Here is a 23,138-nt window from a genome sequence, read left to right as displayed (position 1 = left end):
GAGGCCTCGTGGATGTACTGACCAGCAATTTCTCCACCTTCGCCAAGGGGTTCCTCGGTACGGTCGAACTCACCGTCTACGCCTCGGTCCTCGCGCTCGTCCTCGGCTTCCTGATGGCCTCGTTCCGGGTCGCGCCCGTGGGATCCTTCCGGCTCTTCGGCACGGTCTGGGTCACGGTCCTGCGCAACACCCCGCTGACCCTGCTGTTCTTCGCGGTGCTGCTCGGCCTGCCGCGCTTCGGAATCGTCCTGCCCTTCCAGGTGTTCGCGATCCTCGCCCTCGGCTGCTACACCTCCGCCTTCATCTGCGAGGCCCTGCGCTCCGGCATCAACACGGTCCACAGGGGGCAGGGCGAGGCGGCCCGCAGTCTCGGCATGACGTTCGGCCAGACGCTGTCGCTGGTCGTGCTCCCGCAGGCCTTCAAGTCCGTCATCCCGCCGGTCGGCTCGACCCTCATCGCCCTCGCCAAGAACTCGGCGATCGCGGGCGCGTTCAGCGTCACCGAGCTGCTCGGCACCTACAAGACCCTCAGCGAACTGGGCTACAACATCATCTGGACCTTCGTCTGGATCGCCGTCGGCTACCTGATCATCACCCTCACCATCAGCGCGATCTTCAACGTGCTCGAGAGGCGCTGGGGGGTTCCCCGATGAAGGCTCTCGCCCACGACGCCACCGCTCTCTACGACGTACCGGGACCGAGGACCGAGCGCCGGCACCGGATGTACGGGGTGCTCTCCACGCTGATCGTGCTCGGCCTGCTCGCCTGGATCTTCTACCTCCTGTTCGACACCGACCAGTTCACGTACACGAAGTGGATGCCGTTCGAGTACAAGGGCATCCAGGAGCTGCTCCTGCGGGGGCTCGGCAACACGCTGAAGGCGTTCGCCATCGCCGCCGTGCTCTCGCTCGTGCTCGGGACCGTGCTCGCGGTGGGGCGCCTGTCCGACCACCGGCCGGTCCGCTGGCTCGCCACCCTCGTCGTGGAGTTCTTCCGCGCCATGCCCGTCCTGGTGATGATCTTCTTCATCTTCGTGGCGCTGAAGGTCCAGCCGCTGCCCGCCCTCGTCGCCGGGCTCACCCTCTACAACGGCTCGGTGCTGGCCGAGGTCTTCCGCTCCGGTGTCAACGCCGTCGAACGCGGCCAGGGCGAGGCCGCGTTCGCGCTCGGCATGCGCAAGACCCAGGTCATGACGCACGTCCTCGTACCGCAGGCCGTACGCGCCATGCTGCCCGCCATCATCAGCCAGCTGGTGGTCGCCCTGAAGGACACCTCGCTCGGCTATCTCATCACCTACGAGGAGTTCCTCCACGCCGGAAAGCTCATCGCCTCGAACCTCGACTACGATTTGCCCTTCATCCCCGTGGTGATGGTGATCTCTCCGATCTACATCGGGATGTGCATGCTCCTTTCGTGGTTCGCCCAGTGGGTGTCCAAGCGCCAGCGGCGCAACCCCAAGGTCGAGGCGGCCGACGTCGCCCCGGCCGAACCGGGGACGCTGCTGCCGGGGGTGCAGTAGCAGGGGCTCCTTGCAGAGACCACAGGGCCATGCCCGCCCGGCAGCAGCCGGAGATCACTGCTCGCGCAGGGGGATCGACACGTATGACGGGTCGTCCTTCGGCGAGGAGAAGGTCAGCTGTGCGCCGGTCGGGTTGTGCTCGATATAGAGCGGGTCGACCGTGTCGACGACCAGGGCGAGCCGGTGCCCTGCCGGGACGTCGTAGGCCGTGGAGAACAACTCCAGGTCCACGCCGAACGGAGCACCGGGTGTCTTGCCGTGGAAGGTGTACGGCGCGTTGCTGACCAGCTTGCCGAGGCCGAGCGGGCCCACGTCGTACAGGTACGCGACGAGGGTTCCGCTCTCCTTGGTCGGGGTGAGCGTGGTGTGCAGCTTCGCCGTCCCGCGCACATGCTGTCCGGATGTGTACTTCTCCGACTGCCACACGCCCGCCCAGCGGCGCGGCAGCAGCGGCACCGAGGCCGTCGGGGGCAGCCGCAGGAACTGGTCGAGGATGTTCGACAGTTCCAGGAGCCCGCCGTTGGCGCCCGAGTCGACGTTCGTGTGGATCGTGGTCGTGCCCGCGAGGGCGATCTTCTTCTTCGTCGCGCCGACCGACTTCCAGTCGGGGTAGCTCTCGTACGCGCCGGTGGAGCGGGACTTGATGCGGACGGGGAGCTCGCGGTCGACGCCGTTGTCGTCGCCCTTGAGGTAGTGGTCGAACCAGCGGTGCGTGTCCTGCCACGTGTCGTTGGGCAGCCCGAGCAGTCCGGTCGCCTCGGCCGTGGCGTGGTCGCCGGGGCGGAACTCCAGGCGCTTGGGCGTGGTGAGCTTCTCGTAGAAGTCCGCGTACTGGTTGGGCGGGAAGATGGTGTCGCCCCAGGCGTTGCCGAGCAGGATGGCGGCGCCGTTCTTGTTGATGCTGTCGATGTACGTCTCGGGGGAGCGCTTCCTGCCCCACGCGATCATGTCGTCCTCCTTGGCCAGGTTCGAGCCGAGGAAGTCCTTCATGACCTGCTGGAGTTCGGGGCTCGGGCGGCCCGTGAGATAGCCGGCGCCGGAGAGCAGGGCGGCGGCCTGGAAGTGCTGGGTGCGGCCCGAGTAGATCGAGTCGATCAGGTCGCCCCAGCCGCTGAGCGCCGCGACGGCCTTGATGCGCTGGTCGTGCCCCGCGGCGAGCAGGCTGATGCCCGCGCCGTAGGAGACGCCCGCCATCCCGACCTTGTCCGGGTCGGCCTGGGTGTTGGCGAGGGCCCAGTCGATGACCTTCGAGGCGTCCTCGATGTCCTCGGGGCCGCCGACCTCGATCTCGCCGCCGGACTGCCAGAACCCGCGTGAGTTGTAACTCACCACGACATAGCCGGAGTCGGCGAGCTGCTTGGCCTGGGCGAGGTACTCGACCTGCGGTACGGCCCAGCTCGTGGGGAGCACGACGACCGGGTATCGGCGCGAGGTGTCGGAGGGGGCCACGACATTGGCCTTCAGGACCGTTCCGCCGGCGCCGCTGATGTCGACGAAGCGCACGCCCGGCCCCGGCGCCGCCTGCGCGGCGGGGGCCAGGCCCAGCGCCGCCCCGGCGATCAGGGTCGCGGACACGGCACCAACAGTGGTCGTACGCAGCGCTCTGCGCGGGTGTCGCGGGTGTCCCACGGGTCACTCCTCACTCGTGTCAGTGCAAAGTGACCCGACGGTAACCGTGGCGTCTTACCGTAGGTAACCCGTCGGTAAGTTACGTACGGGTAACGATGTTTTGTTGTTCAACGGTGTCGCCGCGCCGCAGGTCAGGGGCGGGTCACTTCGCCCGGTGCGAGGAGGCGCGGGGCGTGGCCGCGGGAGCCGGCGCCTGGGCGGCGCGGGTGACGTCGCCGACCAGTTCGACCACGTCGGGGCCGTACGCCTGGGAGTTGACGACCTTCAGAAGGAGCACGAACGCGTTGCCGCCGTGCTTGCGGGCCAGACGCTCGTGGTGGCGGGCGAGATAGCGGGTGGCCGCCTGGTTGGTGACCGGCAGCTGGCCGCAGAAGAGGAAGACCGGGCGCGAGCCCTGCCCCTGGCCCGCCGTCAGCCGGGCGAGCAGCACGTACTCCGTGATCCCCGGCTCCAGGCGGTAGCGCTCGCTGCCTATCTCGAACGCGCCGCGGTCGGGGCCGGGCTCCGGGTCCGTGTTGACGCGGATGCCCGGCAGGAGGCTGTGCATATGGGCGGCCATCCGGCGGTTCGACGCCGGTCCGCCCACGCAGAACTCGGTGCGTTCCCCGAAGCCCTGCTGGGTCGTGTCGTGCGCGACGACCTGCGCGTGCGCCCCGCAGTCCTTGATGATCGCCGAGAGTTCGAGCAGAGCGAAGACGTCGTGACGCTTCACCGTCAGCTCGGGGCCGCCCGCGTCGCGGTTGACCACGAGGAGCGACTCGGAGTTGTCGGGCAGCCCGAAGAAGGCCTGCCTGCGGCGGAGTTTGCGCTTCCACAAGTAGGTGCGGGCGAGCCAGCCAAGGGCGGCGCTGATCCCGGCTGCGATCACGCCGAGGACGATGTTGCGCACGTCTTCAGTCATGGGGGCGCATGCTAGCGGGCGGACGGATCCTTGTTCGAGGGGGTCCTGACGGCTCGCGGAACTGAAGTTACGCTGCGCAGACGGCTGTTGACTGGAGGTACGGATGAGACGTCCTGTTGCGCGGAATCGGCGAGGTCCGCGAAGTCTGCGGAATCTCTCGGGACTGGCCGTCGTGGCCACGCTGGTGACGGTGGGCGCTGCCGCGCCCCCGGCTTCCCCCGTGTCCGAGGCCCACGACGCGTCCGCACAGAAGGTGCCGCTCGCCGTCGGCTACGGCGGCGCGGTCTCCAGCGTCGACGCGGACGCGTCCGCCGCCGGCATCGAAGTCCTGCGCAAGGGCGGCAACGCGGTCGACGCCGCCGTCGCCACGGCCGCGGCCCTCGGCGTCACCGAGCCGTACTCCGCGGGCGTCGGCGGGGGCGGCTACTTCGTCTACTACGACGCGAAGACCCGCAAGGTGCACACGATCGACGGCCGCGAGACGGCCCCGCTCACCGCCGACTCGGGCCTGTTCCTGGAGAACGGCAAGCCCCTCGGCTTCAACGACGCGGTGACGAGCGGCCTGAGCGTCGGGACGCCGGGCACGCCCGCCACCTGGCAGACCGCGCTCGACACCTGGGGCAGCGAGCGGCTCGGCTCGGTCCTGAGGCCCGCGCAGAAGCTGGCGCGGGACGGGTTCACCGTCGACCCGACGTTCCGCTCCCAGACCGAGGCGAACCAGGCGCGGTTCAAGGACTTCCCCGACACGGCGAAGCTGTTCCTGCCGGGCGGCGCGCTCCCCGTGGTCGGCTCCACGTTCAAGAACCCCGATCTCGCCCGCACCTACGAGGAGTTGGGACGCGACGGCGCAGGCGCCATTTACCGCGGCGACATCGGCGAAGACGTCGTACGCACCGTGAACAAGCCGCCCGTGGACCCGGCGTCGGGCCGGGTCGCGCGGCCCGGCAAGCTGTCCGTCAAGGACCTCGAGGCGTACGGGGCGAAGCTCCGGGCCCCGACGAAGACCTCGTACCGCGGGCTCGGCGTCTACTCGATGGCGCCGTCGTCCTCGGGCGGTACGACCGTCGGCGAGGCGCTCAACATCCTTGAGCGCACGGACCTGTCGAAGGCCACGCAGGAGCAGTATCTGCACCGCTACATCGAGGCGAGCCGGATCGCGTTCGCGGACCGCGGGCGCTGGGTCGGTGACCCCGGCTTCGAGGACGTACCGGCGAAGGAACTGCTCTCGCAGCGGTTCGCCGACTCGCGGGAGTGCCTCATCAAGGACGACGCGGTCCTGACGAGCCCGCTGGCGCCCGGGGATCCGCGGCACCCGGGCACGTGCGGTGTGCCGGGCGACAAGGCGGCCCCGACGACCTTCGAGGGCGAGAACACGACCCATCTGACGGTCGCCGACAAGTGGGGCAACGTCGTCGCGTACACGCTGACGATCGAGTCGACGGGCGGCAGCGGCATCACCGTCCCGGGCCGCGGCTTCCTGCTCAACAACGAGCTCACGGACTTCTCGTTCGCGCCGGCCAACCCCGCGGTCCACGACCCGAACCTGCCGGGGCCCGGCAAGCGCCCGCGCTCGTCGATCTCCCCGACGATCGTCCTCGACCGGCACAACCAGCCGGTGGTGGCGCTCGGTTCGCCCGGCGGCGCGACGATCATCACGACCGTCCTGCAGACGCTGACCGGCTTCGTCGACCGCGGGCTGCCCCTGGTGGACGCGATCGCGGCGCCCCGCGCCAGCCAGCGCAACGCGGCGGCGACGGAGCTCGAACCGGGCCTGTGGGACTCGCCGGCGAGAGCGCGCCTGGAGGCGCTCGGCCACGTGTTCAAGCAGAACCCGGAGATCGGCGCGGCGACGGGCGTGCAGCGCCTGAACAACGGCAAGTGGCTCGCCGCGGCCGAGAAGGTGCGGCGCGGCGGCGGCTCGGCGATGGTGGTGACGCCCGCCTCCGGCGGCTGACCGAACGTGCGGTGAGGGGCCCGTGGGTCCCGCCGGCTGACGTGGGATCGACGTCAGCCGGCGGGAAACGCGGGCCCCTTGGCGTATTCGAGGGGTTGACAGGTACCTGTGGCGGCGCCAGATTTGGGCCGAAGGTAAGGAAACTTTCCTAACAGAAGGGTCGACCCGGACCCGGAGACCGGCGGCACGGACTCCGGCGTCACGTACATCGTGTTCAAGAACAACCAGACGTCCCCGATCGAGAGCCACCGCGCGGCGGTGACCCCCGGCGACTCCCTGGCGAAGAAGTTCCTCGAGGCCAACTGAACCGGAGCCGGGGCGACCGGCTCAGAGCGCCGTAAGGATCCGCGGCCCCGCGTCCGTGATCGCCACCGTGTGTTCGGCGTGGGCGGCGCGGGTGCCGTCTCCTGTGCGCAGGGTCCAGCCGTCCGGGGCCGCGTAGTAGTCGTCCATGCCGCCGGCGATCACCATCGGCTCGATCGCGAGCACCATGCCGTGCTTGAGGCGCATGCCCCGGCCCGCCCGTCCCTCGTTCGGGACGGGCGGGTCCTCGTGCATCTTGCGGCCGATGCCGTGCCCGCCGAACCCGTCCGGGATGCCATATCCCTCCGCCCGGCACACCTTGCCGACGGCGTGGGCGATGTCCCCGATCCTGTTGCCGACGACCGCCGCCGCGATGCCCGCCGCGAGCGCGCGCTCCGCCGTCTCGATGAGGTGCAGGTCCTCGGGGCGGGCCGTGCCGACCGTGAAGCTGATCGCCGAGTCGCCCGCCCAGCCGCCCAGCTCGGCGCCGAAGTCGGCCGAGAGGAGGTCGCCGTCGCGCAGCAGGTACCCGTCGGGGATGCCGTGCACGATCGCGTCGTTCACCGACGCGCACAGGACCGCGGGGAAGGGGGTCGGGGCGAACGACGGGCGGTAGCCGAGGAACGGGGAGCCCGCGTCGGCCGCGCGCAGGACGTCGTGCGCCACCGCGTCCAGCTCCAGGAGCGAGACCCCTACGGCCGCCTTCTCGCGGACCGCCGCGAGCGCCTGGGCCACGACCCGGCCCGCTTCCCGCATCTGGTCGATCGATGTGTCTGTCTTGAGTTCCACCATGCCAATTACAATACCGGTATTTGAATGGGGGTTCTGCCAGTAGACTGGACGCATGGTCCGAACCCCCTTGACCCCCGAAGAGCGCGAGCGCGGCGAGCGGCTCGGTCTCCTGCTGCGCGAGGCCCGGCGCGGGCGGAGCATGGTGGAGGTCGCCGCGAGCGCGGGTCTGTCCGCCGAGACGCTCCGCAAGATCGAGACCGGCCGGGCGCCCACGCCCGCGTTCTTCACGGTCGCGGCCCTCGCCCGGACTCTCGGCCTCTCCATGGACGAGATCGTCGCGAGGTGCTCGCTGGTGACGGTCTAGCTGCGGCGAGTGAGGACGGTGCCGCCCCGGAAAAGCGCCCGTAGCGCCCTCGAAACACGGAGGGTGTTTTCTTCCGAACCGGAAGACTCCACTCTGCGGAGGGATCGGGCGGCGTGTGATGGAAGTGGAACAACTCCCTGACCAGGTCAGGGAGTTCGCGGTGTACCTGCGGAACCTGCTGGCCCGGCTCGACCAGGACGCCGGCTGGTGCGGCATCTTCTGGCAGCGCGACCCCGACGGGATGCGGGCCTGCGTCACCGGCGCCGAGGTGCCTCCCTGGGATGTCGTGGAGGCCCTGCTCCAGGATCTGGGCGTCGGCGGGGGGTCCTACGAGGCAGAGGTGGACGCAGGAGCAGGGGCAGAGGCCGTACGGGCCCGTGCCCTGCACCGCGCCTCGCTCACCGCCTTCGACGCACGGCCCGGCGGCCGCGATCTGCTCGGTGACCGGCTCGACGTGATGCTCCGTGAGCAGCGGTACGCCGCGGAACGCCAGGTGGAGCTGGCCCAGCTCCTGAACACGGCCGCCACGCGCGAACAGGCCGAGGCGATGCGCCTCGACCTGGCCTGGGCCCGCGACGACCACGAACGCGCGACGGCCCGCTGCGCGGAGCTCCGCCGGAGGATGGCGGACCTGGACCGGCGGCCACCTCCGCCGCCGCCGTCACCCCTCCCCGTACCGCAGCAGCGCCCGCAGTCAGCACCTCCCGACCCCCCGGGACGCTCCAGGCCGCCCAAGGAACGCAAGCGCCGCCCCCGTGGCAGCGCTCGTTTCGCCGGGATGCTCGACGAAGCCGAGGACCCTGTCGCCAGTGCGACCCAGCCGACCGTCGACCCCACGCCCCCAGCCGCCCAAGGCCCGTTGGGAAACTCCGCCGCGAGCCCGCGCGGTGCCCGGTTCGCCGGAGCCGCCGAGGGGCAGGAGGCGGCACCGCCCGCCCCGCAGCGCCTCGACAGCGAGGCGCGCGGCGCCACCGCCGCCTGCGTCGCCACCCTCCTGCGGCTGCGCGCCGAGGGCCGCGGCGGTGAGGCGCACGGCGTGCTCGTCGAGGCCGCCCACTGGCCCGCCGCCCGATTCCCGCTGCTCGCCGCCGAGTTGAGCCGCGCGGGCCTCGGCGCCGACTGGGCGACCCTGCTCTGGGAGACCGCCTCGCTCCCGGCCGACCTCCTCGTGGCCGCCGCCGACGCGCTCGCCGCCGCGGGGCGCACCGCAGACGCCCAGCACATCCTGCGCCAGGGAGTGGCCCGCCCCGCCACCGAGATCGGCGCGTCCGTGCTCCGCCTCACCGGCGAGGGCCGCCACCGCGAGACCCGGGCGCTCCTCGACGCGTACGTCCGCGTACGCACCCCCGAAGAGGCCGCCCGCAGCGTGCACGACGACCCGGGCCGCCTCGTCCCGCTGCTCGTCGAGGCGGCGCGCGGCGTTTCTGACGAGCGGTACTGGGATGTCGTGCACGCCCTCAGAGTCGCCGGGTTCCACACGTAGCCCGCTCACTCCTCACCCGCACGGGTGCGAAACATGATCGATTCCGCCGGTTAACGGCGATGGTCTTGGCAAGGCCGCCGGTGAGGCTTACGTTCGTCCCTCTACGGCCTGTCTACGGGCGTAGAGGCTCTCTGACGTCCCCCGGCGGGGGCAACAGGCAAAGGAGCGGCACATGGCCCACGTCGTACGCGCCGCGCTGGTCCAGGCGACCTGGACGGGCGACACCGAATCCATGATCACCAAGCATGAGGAACATGCGCGGGAGGCCGCCCGGCAGGGCGCGCGGATCATCGGCTTCCAGGAGGTCTTCAACGCTCCCTACTTCTGCCAGGTGCAGGAGGCCGAGCACTACCGGTGGGCCGAACCCGTGCCGGACGGGCCGACGGTGACCCGGATGCAGGCGCTGGCCCGCGAGACCGGAATGGTCGTCGTCGTCCCGGTCTTCGAGGTCGAGCAGTCCGGGTTCTACTTCAACACCGCGGCCGTGATCGACGCCGACGGCACGTACCTCGGCAAGTACCGCAAGCATCACATCCCGCAGGTGAAGGGCTTCTGGGAGAAGTACTACTTCAAGCCGGGAAACCTGGGCTGGCCCGTCTTCGAGACCGCCGTCGGCCGCGTCGGCGTCTACATCTGCTACGACCGGCACTTCCCCGAGGGCTGGCGCCAGCTCGGGCTCAACGGCGCCCAGCTCGTGTACAACCCGTCCGCCACGAGCCGGGGCCTGTCGGGGTACCTGTGGCAGCTGGAACAGCCCGCCGCGGCCGTCGCCAACGAGTACTTCATCGCCGCGATCAACCGCGTCGGCGTGGAGGAGTACGGCGACAACGACTTCTACGGCACGAGCTACTTCGTCGACCCCCGCGGGCAGACCGTGGGCGACGCCGCGAGCGACAAGGACGAGGAACTCCTCGTACGGGACCTCGACTTCGGCCTCATCGACGAGGTACGCCAGCAGTGGGCCTTCTACCGGGACCGCCGGCCCGACGCCTACGAAGGGCTGGTGCAGCCATGAGCACTGTCACTCGCGAAGGAGCCGACGAAGGGACCCGTGCGACCTTGATGACCCCCGACCTCCACGCCCGTCACCGCGCCGTCCTGCCGGACTGGCTCGCCCTGTACTACGACCGCCCCATCGAGATCACCCACGGCGAGGGCCGCCACGTCTGGGACGCCGCCGGGAACAAGTACCTCGACTTCTTCGGCGGGATCCTGACGACGATGACCGCGCACGCCCTGCCCGAGGTGACCAAGGCGGTGAGCGAGCAGGCCGGGCGGATCATCCACACCTCGACCCTCTACCTCAACCGGCAGATGGTCGAACTCGCCGAGCGCGTGGCCTCGTTGTCGGGCATCCCGGACGCCCGCGTCTTCTTCACCACCTCCGGCACCGAGGCCAACGACACGGCGCTGCTGCTCGCCACCGCGTACCGCCGCTCGAACCAGATCCTCGCGATGCGCAACAGCTACCACGGCCGGTCCTTCTCCGCCGTCGGCATCACCGGCAACCGAGGCTGGTCCCCGACCAGCCTCTCCCCGCTCCAGACGCTGTACGTCCACGGCGGGGTGCGCAGCCGGGGCCCGTACGCCCAGCTGACCGACGCCCAGTTCATCGAGGCCTGCGTCGACGACCTGCGCGACATCCTCGGCCAGACCCGCGGCGTCGCCGCCCTCATCGCCGAACCCATCCAGGGCGTCGGCGGGTTCACCTCGCCGCCCGACGGCCTGTACGCGGCGTTCCGCGAGGTGCTGCAGGAGCACGGCATCCTGTGGATCGCCGACGAGGTGCAGACGGGCTGGGGCCGCACCGGCGAGCACTTCTGGGGCTGGCAGGCGCACGGGCAGAACGGTCCCCCCGACATCCTCACCTTCGCCAAGGGCATCGGGAACGGCATGTCCATCGGGGGCGTCGTCGCGCGCGCCGAGGTCATGAACTGCCTCGACTCCAACTCCATTTCGACGTTCGGCGGCTCGCCGGTGACGATGGCCGCCGGCCTCGCCAACCTCATCTACCTCCTCGAACACGACCTCCAGGGCAACGCCCGCCGCGTCGGCGGCCTCCTCATCGAGCGGCTGCGGGCCGTCGGCGCCACCACCGAGTGCGTACGAGAAGTGCGCGGCCGGGGCCTGATGATCGGCATCGAGCTGGTGAAACCCGGCACGGACGAGGCCGACCCGGACGCGGCGTCGCGCGCGATCGAGGCGGCCCGCGAGGGCGGACTCCTCGTCGGCAAGGGCGGCGGGCACAACACCAGCGTGCTGCGCATCGCGCCGCCGATGACCCTCACCGTCGCCGAGGCGGAAGAGGGCGCGGCCATTTTGGAACGGGCCCTGCGCAGCGTCTGTTAGCCCGAGGCAGCGGGTCTGCCGGCCGAAGGCAGTGGTGGTGAGGAAGGGGCCCCGATGACCGTCACCGACACCGAACACGCCCTGTCCGTACGGCAGATACTCGCCCTGGAGCGAATCGCGGCGGGGGACCCCGAGGTGGTCGCGGGGGCCGGTCATCTCGACCGGCCCGTGCGCTGGGTGCACGTCGCCGAGGCCGCCGACGTCGGGGTGATGCTCAGCGGCGGCGAGATGGTCCTCACCACCGGCGTCCTCCTCGCCGGGAACGCCCACGCCAGGACCGAGTACATCAAGTCCCTGCACCGCGCCGAGGCGGCGGCCGTCGTCCTCGGGCTCGGCCGTGCCTTCCCGTCACCGCCCGAGGACATGCGGCGCGCGGCCGAGCGGTACGGCCTGCCTATGGTCGTCCTGCACCGCCCGTTCCCCTTCGCCGAACTCACGGAGGAGGTCCAGTCCCGGCTCGTGAGAAGGAAGTTCGCGGCGGTCAGCCTCTCCGAGGGCATCCGCACCGCGCTGACCGGACTCATCACGGCGGGCGCCCCGCTCCAACGGCTCCTCGACGAGGTCGCCGCGCACAGCGGCTGCCCCGTCGTCGTCGCCAACCTCGCCCATCGCGTCCTCGCCACCGCGGGCGAGCGGTCCGCCGTGGACGACGTGCTGCGCGACTGGGAACGCATCGCGCGCCGGGCGGGCTGCGCCGACGGCGCCGACTGGTACCGCGCCGACCTCGACGGGCGCGGCGAGCGCTGGGGCAGCGTCGTGCTGTGCGGCTACCGGGGCGACGGCCCCACCGGACGGCTCCTCGCCGAACGCGCCGCCGAGGCCCTCGTCCTGCACCGCATGCTCGGCGGCGCCGCCCGCACCTGGGAGGAGCAGTCGGCGCAGAGCATCCTCACCGACCTGGTCTCGGGCGTCGTACCGGCCCGCCAGCTCCTGCCGCGGGCCAGGGCCGCCGGGCTGCCCGTCAACCGTCGCACCTTCGCCCCGCTCGTCGTCCGCGACGGCGACCCCGCCGAACTCGACCGCGCACTACGCCTGTTGGGGCTGCCGGGACTCGCCGCCGAACTCGCGGACGGGGCCACCGCCGTCCTGCTCAGCCTCGCCCGCGACCAGGCCCCGGGACCGCTCACCGCACACTTCGCGGCCCGCCTGCGCACCGGGGCAGGGGAGCCGGTCGTCGTGGCGGCCGCCGAACCCTGTACCGCCTGGGACGACGTGCCCGCCGGGCTGCGCGAGGCCCTGCACATCGCCCAGGCCGCGGCCGGCACCCCGGACGTCCCGCCCGTCGTGCGCCTGCGCGACGTACGCCTGCGGGGCCTCGTGCGGCTCCTGCGCGACGACCCGCACGTCCAGGCCTTCGCCGAACGCGAGCTGGACGGGCTCCTGTACGCCGACGACCCGGGCCTGCTGCCCGTGCTGCGCACCTACCTCGCGACCGGGCGCAACAAGTCGCGCACGGCGCAGCTCCACCACATGAGCCGCCCCGCTCTCTACCGCAGGCTGGACGCCATCGAGTCGCTGCTCGGGCTCGACCTCGACGACTTCGAGCAGGCCGCGTCCGTCCACATCGCCCTCCTCGCCCACGACGCGCAGAGAGGGTGACAGCGTGGAACGCCGTACGGCTCCAGACGTGACACGGTGCAACTCCGGTACGCGGCGCGGACTTCCTAGGCTCACGGCACACCGAGCGACCGGAGGTCCCCGATGAGCACCGTGATCCGCGCCGCGATCTTCCAGACCGCCTGGACGGGCGACAAAGAGTCCATGATCCAGGTCCACGAGCAGGCCGTCCGCGACGCCGCCGCGCAGGGGGCGAAGGTCCTCTGCTTCCAGGAGCTGTTCTACGGCCCGTACTTCTGCCAGGTGCAGGACGCGAAGTTCTACGAGTACGCCGAGGCGATCCCCGACGGCCCCACCGTCCGCCGCTTCCAGGCGCTCGCCGCCGAGCACGGCATCGTCCTCGTGCTGCCGATGTACGAGGAGGAGCAGCCCGGCGTCCTCTACAACACGGCCGCCGTGATCGACGCCGACGGCACCTACCTCGGCAAGTACCGCAAGACCCACATCCCTCAGGTGAAGGGATTCTGGGAGAAGTTCTACTTCCGGCCGGGCAACTCCGGCTGGCCCGTCTTCGACACGGCCGTCGGGAAGATCGGCGTCTACATCTGCTACGACCGGCACTTCCCCGAGGGCTGGCGCGCGCTCGGCCTCGAGGGCGCGCAGATCGTCTTCAACCCGTCGGCGACCTCGCGCGGCCTGTCCGGCTACCTGTGGCAGCTGGAACAGCCGGCGTCCGCCGTCGCGAACGAGTACTTCGTCGGCGCGATCAACCGCGTCGGCCAGGAGGAGTACGGCGACAACGACTTCTACGGGACGAGCTATTTCGTCGACCCGGAAGGCCGGTTCGTCGGAGAGGTGGCGGGCGACAAGGAGCCCGAACTCGTCGTCCGTGACCTCGACATGGCGAAGCTGCGCGAGGTCCGCGACCGCTGGCAGTTCTACCGCGACCGCGCCCCGGGCGCGTACACGCCGCTGACCAACCCGTAGGCAGCGTAGACACGGAAGAGGGAGCATGAGCAGCAGCCGTACCGTCATCCGCGGCGGACTCGTCGTCACCGCCGCCGACGAGATCCACGCCGACGTACTCATCGAGGACGGGCGCATCGCCGCCCTCGCCGCGGCCGGCACCGACGCCGCGGAATCCTGGACCGCGGACCGGACGATCGACGCCCGCCAGAAGTACGTCATCCCGGGCGGCGTCGACGCTCACACCCACATGGAGATGCCCTTCGGCGGCACCTTCGCCGCCGACACGTTCGAGACGGGCACCCGGGCGGCGGCCTGGGGCGGCACGACCACCATCGTCGACTTCGCCATCCAGTCCGTCGGGCACACCCTGCGCGAGGGCCTGGACGCCTGGCACGCCAAGGCCGACGGGAAGTGCGCGATCGACTACGGCTTCCACATGATCGTCTCCGATGTGCACGACGAGACGCTCAAGGAGATGGACCTGCTCGTCGCCGAGGGGGTCACGTCGTTCAAGCAGTTCATGGCCTACCCCGGCGTCTTCTACTCCGACGACGGGCAGATCCTGCGCGCCATGCAGCGGGCCGGCGACAACGGCGGCCTCATCATGATGCACGCCGAGAACGGCATCGCGATCGACGTCCTCGTGCAGCAGGCCCTGGAGCGCGGCGAGACCGACCCGCGCTACCACGGCGAGGTCAGGAAGGCGCTCCTCGAAGCCGAGGCGACCCACCGCGCCATCAAGCTCGCCCAGGTCGCGGGCGCGCCCCTGTACGTGGTGCACGTCTCGGCACAGGAGGCGCTCGCCGAGATCGCGCGCGCCCGCGACGAGGGACTGAACGTCTTCGGCGAGACCTGCCCCCAGTACCTCTTCCTGTCCACGGACAACCTCGCCGAGCCGGACTTCGAGGGCGCCAAGTACGTGTGCAGCACGCCCCTGCGGCCCAAGGACCACCAGGCGGCCCTGTGGCGAGGCCTGCGCACGAACGACCTCCAGGTCGTCTCCACCGACCACTGCCCCTTCTGCTTCACCGGGCAGAAGGAGCTGGGCCGCGGCGACTTCTCGAAGATCCCCAACGGCATGCCCGGTGTCGAGAACCGGATGGACCTCCTGCACCAGGCCGTCGTCGACGGGCACATCTCGCGCCGCCGCTGGATCGAGATCGCCTGCGCCACACCGGCCCGCATGTTCGGCCTCTACCCGAAGAAGGGCACGATCGCGCCCGGCGCCGACGCCGACGTCGTCATCTACGACCCGCATGCCGAGCAGGTCGTCTCCGCGGACACCCACCACATGAACGTCGACTACTCGGCGTACGAGGGCAAGCGGATCACCGGCCGCGTCGAGACCGTGCTCTCTCGCGGTGAACTCGTCATCTCCGAGCGGGAGTTCACGGGTCGCGCCGGTCACGGCGTGTACACCGCGCGCTCCGCCTGCCAGTACCTGAACTAGAAACGTGGTGGATCCCATGGACTTCGGACTCGTCCTCCAGACCGACCCCCCGGCCTCCGGCGTCGTCTCCCTCATGCAGCGCGCCGAGCGCGAGGGCTTCACCCACGGGTGGACCTTCGACTCGGCCGTGCTGTGGCAGGAACCCTTCGTCATCTACAGCCGGATCCTGGCCGAGACGTCGCACCTGACCGTCGGCCCGATGGTCACCAACCCGGGCACCCGCACCTGGGAGGTAACCGCCTCCACCTTCGCCACGCTCAACGACATGTACGGCAACCGCACCGTCTGCGGCATCGGCCGCGGCGACTCCGCGATGCGCGTCGCCGGACGCAAGCCCAACACGCTGGCCCGGATCAGCGAGGCCATGAAGGTCATCAGGGCGCTCGCCCGGGGCGAAGAGGCCGACCTCGGCGGGACGGTGATCCGTTTCCCGTGGGTGCGGGACGGTGCCCAACTGCCGGTCTGGATGGCCGCGTACGGGCCCAAGGCCCTGAAGATGGCCGGCGAGGAGGCCGACGGGTTCATCCTCCAGCTCGCCGACCCGTATCTGACCCAGTACATGATCAAGGCCGTGCGGGACGCGGCCGCCGGCGCGGGCCGCGACCCGTCCGAGGTGAAGATCTGTGTGGCGGCGCCCGCCTACGTCACCGCCGACGACTCGCCCGAGGCCCTCGCCCACGCGCGCGAGGAGTGCCGCTGGTTCGGCGGCATGGTCGGCAACCACGTCGCGGACCTCGTCACCAAGTACGGAGAGCACTCCTCGATGGTCCCCGACGAACTCACCGACTACATCAAGGCCCGTGAGGGCTACGACTACGCCCACCACGGCAGGACCGGGAACCCCGACACGGCCTTCGTACCGGACGAGATCGTCGACCGGTTCTGCGTCATCGGCACCGCACAGGACCACGTCGAGAAGCTGCGCGCCCTGCGGGACCTCGGCGTCGACCAGTTCGCCCTCTACGCGATGCACGACGCGAAGGAGGAGGTGATCGACGCGTACGGGGAGCACATCATTGCGGCGGTGAACGCCTGAGGCGATCCCGTGGGCAACGCCTGAACCCCATCTCGGTACACCCCGTCACCCCCGTCACCCCGTCCTCCCCGCCAGGGTCCCCACCGCCCGCACCCGCACGGCCCGTTCGCACCTCCCCGCTGACTGAGCCGCAACTCCTCCGGCTCCCGAACGAATGGCCTGCTCATGACCGACACCGCGCCACCCACGCTGCCCGCGGGCGGCGGCATCGACCTCAGCGCCGACGCCTACCCCTCCGACAGCCGCTACGCCAACGACGACCTGCGCCCCGTCCCCCTCGCCGAACGCCGCTGGACCACCTACAACTTCGTGGCCCTGTGGATCGGCATGGCCCACTGCATCCCGTCCTGGACCCTCGCGTCAGGCCTCGTCGCGCTCGGCATGGACTGGAAGCAGGCCGTCCTCACCATCGCGCTCGCCAACGTCATCGTGCTCCTGCCGATGCTGCTCACCGGGCACGCGGGACCCAAGTACGGCATACCCTTCCCCGTCCTCGCCCGCGCCTCGTTCGGCCTGCGCGGCGCCAACCTGCCCGCGCTGATCCGGGCGGCGGTGGCCTGCTGCTGGTTCGGCATCCAGACGTGGATCGGCGGGCAGGGCGTGTTCGTCCTGCTCGGGAAGGTCTTCGGCGGCTGGGCCGACGTGTCGAAGGTCGGCGGCTACCCGTGGACCCTGTGGCTCTGTTTCGTCCTCTTCTGGGTCCTCGAACTCGCCATCATCTACCGGGGCATGGACACCCTGCGCCGCTTCGAGAACTGGGCGGCGCCGTTCGTCCTCGTCGGCGCCGTCGTCCTGCTCGTGTGGATCGCGAACAAGGCGGGCGGCTTCGGTCCGCTCCTCGACGAGCCGTCCAAGGTCGGCTGGGGATCCGACTTCTGGAAGATCTTCTTCCCCGGCCTGATGGGCATGATCGGCTTCTGGAGCACGCTCAGCCTGAACATCCCGGACTTCACGCGCTTCGGCAAAGGACAGCGCGCCCAGGTCTGGGGGCAGACCCTCGGCCTGCCCACGACCATGACCCTCTTCGCCCTGATGTCCGTCCTGGTGACGTCCGGGTCCGAGAAGGTCTACGGCGCCGCGATCTGGGACCCGGTCGCGCTGGCCGGCAAGACCGACAACGTCTTCGGGCTGCTGTTCGCGCTCATCACGGTCTTCGTCGCGACCATCTCCGTGAACATCGCCGCGAACGTCGTGTCACCCGCGTACGACCTGGCGAACCTCGCGCCCAAGCTCATCAACTTCCGCACCGGCGCGCTGATCACCGGTGTCATCGGCGTCCTCGTCATGCCGTGGAAGCTGACCTCCACGCCCGAGCTGTACATCTTCACCTGGCTCGGCGTCGTCGGCGGACTGCTCGGCACCGTCGCCGGCATCCTGATCGCCGACTACTGGATCATCCGCCGCACGGTACTCCACCTCGCCGACCTGTATCTGCCGAACGGCCGCTACTGGTACGCGGGCGGCTGGAACTGGAACGCGGTGATCGCCTTCGCCGTGGGCGGCGTCCTCGCCGTCGGCGGCTCGTACTCGACGGTCGACGCGCAGGGCGCCAAGCAGGGACCGTTCCCCGTGGACGGCCTCATCCCGTTCCTCAAGCCGCTCGCGGACTACGGCTGGGCGGTCGGGCTCGCGTCCTCGCTGATCCTTTACGTGGCCCTGGCCAAGGCGCGTGGGGTCCGGATCTAACCGGTCGGGCTTGCTTTGCCGGTCAGCTTCGCCACCGCGTCCCCGGCCGCCTTCAGGGCGCCCTTGTAGATGCCCTCCGCCGGGGGCGCGCCGTGGGACTCGAAGTCGCTGCCGTTGTACGTGACGGTCACCAGGGCGTTGCCGGCCCTGACCGTCACCACGGCCTCCCGGGTGTTCTGCTTGTCGTGCGAGGTGAGGGCGATGGTGATCCGGGCCTCGTCACCGAGGCCGGGCGCCGAGTCGCCCGTGCCGCGCGCGGCGAAGGCTGTGTTCGCCGCGGCGGCCGACTCCTTGATCTCGAAGGAGACGTCGAGCCAGCGGTAGTCGTAGTCCTTCAGCGCGCTCCACGAGCAGCCGCGGCGCAGCGAACGGTCGGCGGCGGCGAGTTCCTTGCCCGCCGGGGCGGCCTTCGGGACCAGGTCCGCGACCGTGCTCGCCGTCACGGCGGAGCACGGCTCGGGCGGCTTGTCGTAGGCGCGGCTGGTCGCTGACGCCCCCGACTGCGGGGCACGCTTCGCCGAGGGCTGCGGGGCAGCGGCGGGCTGCGCGGGCGAATCCGCCATCGGGCCCGAGGTCCAGGCCCAGCCGGCGCACGCCAGTACCGCGACCGGCAGGACCCGCACGGTCAGCGCGAGGGGGAGAGGGAGAGAACGCACGGCGTACGCCCCTTGTGCGAGGGGGAGGGGACGCCAGTGTCACACGAGTTGCCCCGGGACAACACCGCCCCCTTGCCCCTCATGCGCACCATGCGCAGTTCAGTGCGTCCGCATCACCGGGCCTTCACCCCAAAGAGGCCTCCGCGTACGCGGTCAGGGCCTCTCCATGAGGGCGGGCAGGGGCGGAGCGGACTCGATGCGGTCGATCGCGGCGAAGGCGCCGTACGCGATCAGACGGACCGGGCAGTGATCGGTGAAGGGCGGCTTCCGCCAGGCCGCCACGTCTTCGTCCGTGATCCTGTACGGGGCGACGGCGGCCGGCACTGCGAGGCGCGGCCCCGGGCCGCCGGTCGCGGTCGGGCAGTTCGTCCCGGGCGAGCGGCGGATGCGAGCTGTCCCAAGCGGTGAGGGCCTCCTCGACCCGGGCCGGGTCGACGTCGTCGAGCAGTCCCGCGCCCGTGGAGGCGGCGTCGCACAGCGCGGCGTATGCCGGGCCCACCGTCGTGCCGGCCGCCCGACGGCGCCACGCCGCCGGGCCTGGAGTGCCTCACCCGGCGCGAGCGCGAGGTGACCGTGCTCGCGGCGCGCGGCCTGACGAACGAGGAGAAGGCCGCGCGCATGGTCGTCAGCCCGTTCACGGCCATGACCCACGTCAGCCGCGCGATGACGAAGCTCGGCGCCCGCGACCGTGCCCAACTCGTCGTGTTCGCCCACGAGTCGGGCCTGGTCACGGCGCGCAGGCAGTGACGCGCGTCGCTACGAGGCGTGCTACTCCCGCTCGACGGGGATCCACAGCTGCGCGTCCGCCTGTGCCGCGTCGGGTGACAGGCGTGTGCTGAGGATCTCGGGGCCCGGACGGCTCCGGTACGGGTTGGACGGGAACCACTGGGTGAACACGTCCCGCCACAGGTACTGGAGCGTCTGCGGGAACGGCCCCGAGCTGTCGAAGACGGCCCACGTGCCCGACGGGACGGTGAGGGTGTCCAGGTCGTCGGGGCCTGGTCCGGAGGTCACCACCGCGTGGTAGTAGTCGAGTTCGGTACCCTCCGCGCGGCTCGGGTCGAGGTCGTCGCTCACCGAGACGATCCCCTCGGGCTCCTGGTCCGACAGTGCGTGGATCCGGCGCACGGTCTCCTTGTCGATGCCCCGGATGAAGTCGGCGATCGCCGGATTCATGCCCTCGTGGACGAGGGGGACCCGTGCCTTCCTGCCGACGACGTGGAACTCGGGCTTCTCCATCACCCGGTATCGCATGGTGCTGCTCCCTTCGACGATGAGACGGAAGGACATCCGGGGCTGGGACCGCAGGGCCGCACCGGTCCGCCTGGCCTCGCCGGGGCCCACGCCGTGCAGGCCCCTGAAGGCCCGCGCGAACGCCTCGCCCGAGCCGTAGCCGTAGCGCACGGCGATCTCGAGGAGCGTCGGCTCCCCGGCGAGCACCTGAGCGCCCGCGACCGTCAGCCGCCTGCGCCGGATGTACTCGGAGAGCGGCAGTCCCGCGAGCGCGGAGAACATCCGCCGGAAGTGGTACTCCGACGTTGCCGCGATCCGGGCCAGATCGGCGATGTCGATGCGCCGGTCGAGGTGGCGCTCGATGTGGTCCATGGCCTCGTTGAGCCGGTCAAGCACCCCGGGCTCCTTCCTGTTGACCTCGCTCACGCTAGGGAGGACCCATGGTCGCGGACCCGACATCCTGTGCCCGATCCGGTCGGACGTGCCCGTTCCGGCAGCTTGGGGCCTTGTGACCTTCTTTGTCGGAGCCGGTTATTCAATCTTCATCAAATGTGTTCCGCCATGCGGACAACCCTCTTGCCTGTGGACTGTATGCGAAATACGTTCTGCGGTATTCCTTGATCACACACGGATCATCCACAGGATGTCCCGCACACTCGTCCCCTGGCGGAGGTATCTCCTCGTGCGCCGAACAGCGGTTGCCGTCACGGCAGTTGCCCTGGTGTTGTCCACAACGGCGGGCTGCGGCTCCCTCCAGTCCTCGGCCACCGAGGTCGGCGGGGAGCGCATGACCGACGACCGTCCCGTACGGGACGGCGGCACGCTCACCGTCGCCCTCAACGCGGACCCGGACAAACTCGACCCCTCGCTCGCCCAGACCCTCGTAGGCCGCACGGTCTTCGCCGGGATGTGCGAGAAGCTCTACGACGTCGACGCGGCGGGCAAGGTCGTCCCGCAGCTCGCCACCGCCCTGCCGAAGACCTCGGCGGACGGCCGCACCGTCACGTTCTCCGTCCGCAAGGGCCTGAAGTTCAGCGACGGCACCTCCCTCGACGCGGCCGCCGTCGTCACCTCGCTGGTGCGCCACCGCGACCTGCCGGGATCGGCCCGCGCCACCGAACTCACCCCGCTCAAGGGGGCCGAGGCCACCGGCGCGTACTCCGTGAAGCTCACCCTCAAGCAGGCCTACGTCCCGCTCACCGCCGTGCTCGCCGACCGCTCCGGCATGGTGATGTCCCCGGCCGCGCTCAAGAAGTACGGCAAGAACTTCACCAACCACCCCTCCTGCGTCGGCCCGTTCAAGTTCGTCGAGCGCGTCGGCGGCGACCGCATCGTGCTCGCCAAGGACCCGAACTACTACGACGCGCGCGACGTCCACCTCGACAAGGTGATCTACAAGCCGATCCCCGACGGCAGCGTCCGCCTCGCCAACCTGCGCTCCGGAGACGTCCAGGTCGGCGACCAGATGGCCCCGGTCGACGTGAAGAGCGCGCTCACCGAGCCGGGGCTCCAGCTGTTCAACTCGCCCTCGCTCGGCTATCAGGGCATCGGGCTCAACGTCGGCAACGTGAAGGGGCTCGGCCAGAAGCCCGGCAAGCTCGACACCCCGCTCGCCCGCGACGTGCGCGTGCGCGAGGCCTTCGAGCTGTCCATCGACCGCGACCTGATCAACAAGGTCGTCTTCCAGGGCATGTACGAGCCCGCCTGCGGGCCTGTCTCGCCCGAATCCGCCATCGCACCCGGCGTCGCGGCCTCCGCTTGCCCCAAGCGTGATGTCGCCAAGGCGAAGCGGCTGCTCAGGGCCGCGGGCGTGAAGACCCCGATCAAGATCGAACTCAAGACCTCCACCACGCCCGAGAACAGCCGTCTCGGCCAGGTCGTCCAGGCCATGGCCAAGGAGGCCGGCTTCGCTGTCTCCCTGCGCCCCACCGAGTACGCGACGATGCTCGAAGAGACCGACTCCGGTCACTACGACGCGTTCACCAGCGGCTGGTCCGGGCGCCTCGACCCCGACGGCAACATCGCCAGCTTCCTGCAGACGAAGGGTGCCATGAACGCCTACGGCTTCTCGGACGACGAGACCGACGCCCTCATCGAGCGCGGCCGCGCCGAGGCCGACCCCGCCGAACGCGCCAAGATATACGGCGAGCTGACCCGCCGCGCGAACGACGCCCACGCGCTCGTCTACCTCTACCGCCAGAAGAACTACGTCGTCGCGGGGAAGGACGTCGCGGGCATCCGCGTCTACGGCGACGGCCTCGTCCGCGTGAAGGATGCGGGGTACGCCAAGTGACGACCAGTGACGTGGCCCTGCCGAAGGCACGGTTCGCCCTCTTCGCGGGGCATCCCATGGCCGCGTACGTGCTGACCCGCGTACGCCAGTCCGTCATCACCCTCTTCCTCGTCTCGATCGTCGTCTTCGCGGGCATCCGCGCCCTGCCCGGCGACCCGGCCCTCGCGCTCGCGGGCGAGGAGCGCAGCCCCGCGGCGCTCGCCGCGATCCGCGCCGAGTACGGGCTCGACGACAACATCGTCGTCCAGTACGGCCGGTTCATCGGGCACGCCCTCACCGGCGACCTCGGCACCTCGTCACGCACCGGCCTGCCGGTCTCCGACGCCATCGGCCAGGCCCTGCCCGTCACCCTCGAACTCGCCGCGCTCTCCCTCCTGCTGGCGGTCGTTCTCGGCATCGGCGCGGGCATCGTCGCCGCCGTCCGCCGCGGCAGGCCCGCCGAGTGGATCGCCAACGGCCTCGCCCTGCTCGGCCTCTCGGTCCCCACCTTCTGGCTCGGCATGGTCCTGGTCCTCGTCTTCGCCATCGCCGTCCCGGTCTTCGCCGCCTCCGGCTTCGTCCCCTTCGGCACCGACCCGCTCGACAACCTGCGCCGCATGGTGCTGCCCGCGATCGTCCTCGGCTCCGGGCTCGCCGCCGTCGTCATGCGCCAGACCAGGGCCGCGATGCTCGACTCCCTGTCCGCCGACTACGTGCGCACCGCCCGCGCCAAGGGCCTGTCGCGCCGCGAGGTCATCGGCGGCCACGCGCTGAGGAACTCCCTGGTCACCGTGGTGACCGTGCTCGGACTCCAGCTCGGCCACCTCATCTCGGGCGCCGTCGTCACCGAGCAGATCTTCGTCCTGCCCGGCTTCGGCAAGCTCACCATCGACGCCGTCTTCACCCGCGACTACGCGACCCTCCAGGGCGTGGTGCTGTGCACCTCCGCCGCCTACATCCTCATCAACCTGCTGGTCGACGTCGCCTACTCGGCCATCGACCCGCGCATCCGGCTCGGAGGCGCCAAGTGACCACGGCCCTTTCC

At 70.6% G+C, this 23,138-nt stretch carries 19 protein-coding genes and 3 pseudogenes; 16 read left to right on the top strand and 6 right to left on the bottom strand.

Going from position 1 to position 23,138, the window contains the following annotated elements; genetic code table 11:
• Nucleotides 1-8 precede the first annotated feature (8 nt).
• Nucleotides 9-653, top strand: coding sequence for an amino acid ABC transporter permease (locus ACWIGU_RS02750; RefSeq protein ID WP_454396660.1), 645 nt, complete (start codon nt 9-11; stop codon nt 651-653).
• Complete coding sequence (locus ACWIGU_RS02745) at nt 650-1,519, top strand: amino acid ABC transporter permease (protein ID WP_454396658.1); 870 nt, start codon at nt 650-652, stop codon at nt 1,517-1,519. Before ACWIGU_RS02750 ends, ACWIGU_RS02745 begins: the two co-directional genes overlap by 4 nt.
• Nucleotides 1,520-1,573: 54 nt before the next feature.
• Here ACWIGU_RS02745 and ACWIGU_RS02740 read toward each other — a convergent pair whose 3' ends face one another.
• Together ACWIGU_RS02740 and ACWIGU_RS02735 are read right to left on the bottom strand one after the other, a co-directional pair.
• The gene (locus tag ACWIGU_RS02740; protein WP_454396656.1) at nt 1,574-3,148 is read right to left on the bottom strand and encodes an alpha/beta fold hydrolase; all 1,575 of its coding nucleotides are present in this window, start codon (nt 3,146-3,148) and stop codon (nt 1,574-1,576) included.
• Nucleotides 3,149-3,290: 142 nt separating this feature from the next.
• Nucleotides 3,291-4,049 (bottom strand): hypothetical protein, encoded by a 759-nt coding sequence (locus tag ACWIGU_RS02735; RefSeq protein ID WP_454396654.1) that lies wholly within the window; start codon nt 4,047-4,049, stop codon nt 3,291-3,293.
• Nucleotides 4,050-4,152: 103 nt separating this feature from the next.
• On the opposite strand from ACWIGU_RS02735, the gene ggt reads away from it, so the two are divergent.
• A complete protein-coding gene (gene ggt / locus ACWIGU_RS02730) occupies nt 4,153-6,003 on the top strand; it encodes a gamma-glutamyltransferase (RefSeq protein ID WP_454396652.1) in 1,851 nt (616 codons plus the stop codon).
• A gap of 159 nt (nt 6,004-6,162) precedes the next feature.
• A pseudogene (locus ACWIGU_RS02725) lies at nt 6,163-6,309 on the top strand (glycoside hydrolase family 75 protein); the annotation flags it as partial.
• A 21-nt stretch (nt 6,310-6,330) separates the two neighbouring features.
• Here the strand turns inward: ACWIGU_RS02725 and map are convergent.
• Nucleotides 6,331-7,098 carry a type I methionyl aminopeptidase gene (gene map / locus ACWIGU_RS02720; protein ID WP_454396650.1) on the bottom strand — a complete coding sequence of 256 codons (768 nt, stop codon included), beginning with the start codon at nt 7,096-7,098 and terminating at the stop codon, nt 6,331-6,333.
• Nucleotides 7,099-7,150: 52 nt separating this feature from the next.
• Between map and ACWIGU_RS02715 the strand changes: the two genes are divergently transcribed.
• The 9 genes from ACWIGU_RS02715 to ACWIGU_RS02675 all read left to right on the top strand — a co-directional run bounded on the left by ACWIGU_RS02715 (nt 7,151) and on the right by ACWIGU_RS02675 (nt 17,932).
• Nucleotides 7,151-7,402 (top strand): helix-turn-helix domain-containing protein, encoded by a 252-nt coding sequence (locus ACWIGU_RS02715; protein ID WP_454396648.1) that lies wholly within the window; start codon nt 7,151-7,153, stop codon nt 7,400-7,402.
• A gap of 118 nt (nt 7,403-7,520) precedes the next feature.
• A complete protein-coding gene (locus ACWIGU_RS02710; RefSeq protein WP_454397257.1) occupies nt 7,521-8,885 on the top strand; it encodes a hypothetical protein in 1,365 nt (454 codons plus the stop codon).
• Nucleotides 8,886-9,057: 172 nt separating this feature from the next.
• Nucleotides 9,058-9,900 carry a nitrilase-related carbon-nitrogen hydrolase gene (locus ACWIGU_RS02705; RefSeq protein ID WP_100591488.1) on the top strand — a complete coding sequence of 281 codons (843 nt, stop codon included), beginning with the start codon at nt 9,058-9,060 and terminating at the stop codon, nt 9,898-9,900.
• A 47-nt stretch (nt 9,901-9,947) separates the two neighbouring features.
• The gene (locus ACWIGU_RS02700; RefSeq protein WP_454397255.1) at nt 9,948-11,234 is read left to right on the top strand and encodes an aspartate aminotransferase family protein; all 1,287 of its coding nucleotides are present in this window, start codon (nt 9,948-9,950) and stop codon (nt 11,232-11,234) included.
• A 54-nt stretch (nt 11,235-11,288) separates the two neighbouring features.
• Nucleotides 11,289-12,833: a PucR family transcriptional regulator gene (locus ACWIGU_RS02695; protein ID WP_454396646.1), complete on the top strand. Its 1,545-nt coding sequence runs from the start codon at nt 11,289-11,291 to the stop codon at nt 12,831-12,833.
• Nucleotides 12,834-12,935: 102 nt separating this feature from the next.
• The gene (locus ACWIGU_RS02690) at nt 12,936-13,778 is read left to right on the top strand and encodes a nitrilase-related carbon-nitrogen hydrolase (protein ID WP_328542080.1); all 843 of its coding nucleotides are present in this window, start codon (nt 12,936-12,938) and stop codon (nt 13,776-13,778) included.
• A 25-nt stretch (nt 13,779-13,803) separates the two neighbouring features.
• Complete coding sequence (gene hydA / locus ACWIGU_RS02685; protein WP_356271885.1) at nt 13,804-15,210, top strand: dihydropyrimidinase; 1,407 nt, start codon at nt 13,804-13,806, stop codon at nt 15,208-15,210.
• A 16-nt stretch (nt 15,211-15,226) separates the two neighbouring features.
• Entirely contained in the window at nt 15,227-16,246 is a 1,020-nt protein-coding gene (locus ACWIGU_RS02680; RefSeq protein ID WP_454396643.1) for a TIGR03842 family LLM class F420-dependent oxidoreductase, read from the top strand.
• Nucleotides 16,247-16,411: 165 nt separating this feature from the next.
• Complete coding sequence (locus tag ACWIGU_RS02675) at nt 16,412-17,932, top strand: NCS1 family nucleobase:cation symporter-1 (RefSeq protein WP_454396641.1); 1,521 nt, start codon at nt 16,412-16,414, stop codon at nt 17,930-17,932.
• Here ACWIGU_RS02675 and ACWIGU_RS02670 read toward each other — a convergent pair.
• Nucleotides 17,929-18,588: a hypothetical protein gene (locus ACWIGU_RS02670; RefSeq protein WP_454396639.1), complete on the bottom strand. Its 660-nt coding sequence runs from the start codon at nt 18,586-18,588 to the stop codon at nt 17,929-17,931. The genes ACWIGU_RS02675 and ACWIGU_RS02670 overlap by 4 nt on opposite strands.
• Before the next feature lie 153 nt (nt 18,589-18,741).
• A pseudogene (locus tag ACWIGU_RS02665) lies at nt 18,742-19,129 on the bottom strand (carboxymuconolactone decarboxylase family protein); the annotation flags it as partial.
• Here ACWIGU_RS02665 and ACWIGU_RS02660 point away from each other — a divergent pair.
• Nucleotides 19,090-19,335, top strand: a pseudogene (locus ACWIGU_RS02660) (response regulator transcription factor); the annotation flags it as partial. The pseudogenes ACWIGU_RS02665 and ACWIGU_RS02660 sit on opposite strands and share 40 nt — an antisense overlap.
• Before the next feature lie 21 nt (nt 19,336-19,356).
• Here the strand turns inward: ACWIGU_RS02660 and ACWIGU_RS02655 are convergent.
• Nucleotides 19,357-20,217 carry a GyrI-like domain-containing protein gene (locus ACWIGU_RS02655; protein WP_454396637.1) on the bottom strand — a complete coding sequence of 287 codons (861 nt, stop codon included), beginning with the start codon at nt 20,215-20,217 and terminating at the stop codon, nt 19,357-19,359.
• A gap of 247 nt (nt 20,218-20,464) precedes the next feature.
• On the opposite strand from ACWIGU_RS02655, the gene ACWIGU_RS02650 reads away from it, so the two are divergent.
• Both ACWIGU_RS02650 and ACWIGU_RS02645 read left to right on the top strand, forming a co-directional pair.
• Nucleotides 20,465-22,114: an ABC transporter substrate-binding protein gene (locus ACWIGU_RS02650; RefSeq protein WP_454396635.1), complete on the top strand. Its 1,650-nt coding sequence runs from the start codon at nt 20,465-20,467 to the stop codon at nt 22,112-22,114.
• 56 nt (nt 22,115-22,170) lie between these two features.
• Nucleotides 22,171-23,124: an ABC transporter permease gene (locus ACWIGU_RS02645; protein WP_454397253.1), complete on the top strand. Its 954-nt coding sequence runs from the start codon at nt 22,171-22,173 to the stop codon at nt 23,122-23,124.
• Nucleotides 23,125-23,138: the final 14 nt, after the last annotated feature.

It is taken from the genome of Streptomyces sp. NPDC055400 (assembly GCF_053644375.1).
The sequence above is the reverse complement of the archived record's forward strand: the minus strand, read 5'-3'. Positions and strand labels throughout refer to the sequence as shown.

Excerpts from the sequence above, each read along its gene's own strand:
- ACWIGU_RS02675 (WP_454396641.1), top strand. The coding sequence starts at position 16,412 with ATGACCGACACCGCGCCACCCACGCTGCCCGCGGGCGGCGGCATCGAC.
- ACWIGU_RS02690 (WP_328542080.1), top strand. The coding sequence starts at position 12,936 with ATGAGCACCGTGATCCGCGCCGCGATCTTCCAGACCGCCTGGACGGGC.
- ACWIGU_RS02680 (WP_454396643.1), top strand. The coding sequence starts at position 15,227 with ATGGACTTCGGACTCGTCCTCCAGACCGACCCCCCGGCCTCCGGCGTC.
- ACWIGU_RS02700 (WP_454397255.1), top strand. The coding sequence starts at position 9,948 with ATGACCCCCGACCTCCACGCCCGTCACCGCGCCGTCCTGCCGGACTGG.
- ACWIGU_RS02705 (WP_100591488.1), top strand. The coding sequence starts at position 9,058 with ATGGCCCACGTCGTACGCGCCGCGCTGGTCCAGGCGACCTGGACGGGC.
- ACWIGU_RS02735 (WP_454396654.1), bottom strand. The coding sequence starts at position 4,049 with ATGACTGAAGACGTGCGCAACATCGTCCTCGGCGTGATCGCAGCCGGG.
- ACWIGU_RS02745 (WP_454396658.1), top strand. The coding sequence starts at position 650 with ATGAAGGCTCTCGCCCACGACGCCACCGCTCTCTACGACGTACCGGGA.
- ACWIGU_RS02710 (WP_454397257.1), top strand. The coding sequence starts at position 7,521 with ATGGAAGTGGAACAACTCCCTGACCAGGTCAGGGAGTTCGCGGTGTAC.
- map (WP_454396650.1), bottom strand. The coding sequence starts at position 7,098 with ATGGTGGAACTCAAGACAGACACATCGATCGACCAGATGCGGGAAGCG.
- ACWIGU_RS02650 (WP_454396635.1), top strand. The coding sequence starts at position 20,465 with ATGTCCCGCACACTCGTCCCCTGGCGGAGGTATCTCCTCGTGCGCCGA.
- hydA (WP_356271885.1), top strand. The coding sequence starts at position 13,804 with ATGAGCAGCAGCCGTACCGTCATCCGCGGCGGACTCGTCGTCACCGCC.
- ACWIGU_RS02695 (WP_454396646.1), top strand. The coding sequence starts at position 11,289 with ATGACCGTCACCGACACCGAACACGCCCTGTCCGTACGGCAGATACTC.
- ggt (WP_454396652.1), top strand. The coding sequence starts at position 4,153 with ATGAGACGTCCTGTTGCGCGGAATCGGCGAGGTCCGCGAAGTCTGCGG.
- ACWIGU_RS02645 (WP_454397253.1), top strand. The coding sequence starts at position 22,171 with ATGGCCGCGTACGTGCTGACCCGCGTACGCCAGTCCGTCATCACCCTC.
- ACWIGU_RS02715 (WP_454396648.1), top strand. The coding sequence starts at position 7,151 with ATGGTCCGAACCCCCTTGACCCCCGAAGAGCGCGAGCGCGGCGAGCGG.